A 1,398-nucleotide genomic window follows, 5' to 3' on the forward strand; every position below is an offset into this window, starting at 1 on the left:
GGCGCGCGAAGCCCGCCCAGTCCTTGTCGGTCGAGAAGGTCCAGTCGTAGGGACGGCCGTCGGAGGCGTCCACCGACGAACTCGTTTCAACGCCCTCGGTCGAGTGGTAACCGACGTCGCCGGCCACGTACCATCCGCTCAACGCGCTTTGGGCGGAGGCGCCTGACGCCGCGCAAAGCGCGACGGCTGCGACGCCAGCCAGCAACCCGAATTTCATGTGAGAACCCTCTTTAAATTAGCCAGGACGCCCCCCGCGGGGCGGCTTCCACGACGACAAACGCGTGACCTCGCAAATCGGCTGTGGCGCCAGCGCCACAGTGAGCGAGTTTCGTCGATATCTCGACAGAACCTCCTCTGAAACGATCGGTCCACGGACGTCGTGATCGCCTCGCGCCGGTCTTCGCGCGAGCCGGAAAATAATCGCCCTGTTCGCAATCAGCGTCCAGATCAACCCACGCGATTATTGGCGGAACGGTGGATGATGAGCGCTGTTTGATCAGCGGGGAGGCGACCAGCGGCGCAGAATGCGCGTCGCTGGTCGCGGACCGGGCCGCGGATCGCCCCCACGACCCTGCGGCCAGGCCACCCTCTCCTCTTCACCGCCTGGAGGAAGCGGCGAAGGCTGTCGTCGCCCCGGCGCCGATCATCGCGGCCGCGGGCGAAATTTCGTCGGGTTCGCCTCGACGCCGCCGACCGCTTGTGGAGTGCGTGACGACGTCGAGCCGCCCCCCCGGCAGCGTCACGGCAGGGATCGAGGGATCGACAGGCCCGGCCACAACGCAGGAGACGCTCGTCGCTTCCCCGCATGCGGTGAAAGCGTTCGAGGCGACGGCTAACACCCGCTCCGGGGAACTGTCGCGTCCCAAAGCTGGAACATTCCGCAACACGCCGTCCCGCGAAGGACTGGACAGCGCATTCGGTTGCGTTAACTACGACCTCGCGCGGGGGGAAACAGTGCGCTCCCGGAAAGCTTTCAGAGCCCGATGTCAGAGCGCGTACGTCAGGGCCCGGATGAAGGCCCGCTCCTCGACTTCCCAATCGTCCTGCTGCTGGCCGCCGGCCATTTCATGGCCTTCGTCGATCGGGCCGTGCCAAGCGTCTACGCCCCCGCCTTCAAGGCCGGCTTCCAGCTGACCGACACCCAGCTGGGGGCGCTGCAGGGACCCGCCTTCGTGGCGCTCTACACCGTCGCCACCCTGGTCACCGGCCATCGCGGGCACCGCCTGCCGCGCGGACTACTGCTGGCGGGGTCCGCCGCCCTCTGGACCCTGGCCACCATGGCCATGGCCTTCGCCCAGACCTACGCCGCCCTGTTCGCCTCGCGCCTGGTGCTGGGCCTGGCCCAGGCGGTGTGCGCGCCGACGGCCCTGGCCGTGATCGTGGCCGGCGCCCCCGCCG

Annotated in this window: 1 protein-coding gene; it reads left to right on the plus strand. The window is 68.3% G+C overall.

Going from position 1 to position 1,398, the window contains the following annotated elements:
* Positions 1 to 983: 983 nt before the first annotated feature.
* A partial coding sequence (locus DMC18_RS24880; protein WP_146218219.1) for an MFS transporter occupies positions 984 to 1,398 on the plus strand: 415 nt, incomplete at its 3' end.

Source organism: Caulobacter sp. D5 (genome assembly GCF_003185805.1).
Lineage (GTDB): Bacteria > Pseudomonadota > Alphaproteobacteria > Caulobacterales > Caulobacteraceae > Caulobacter.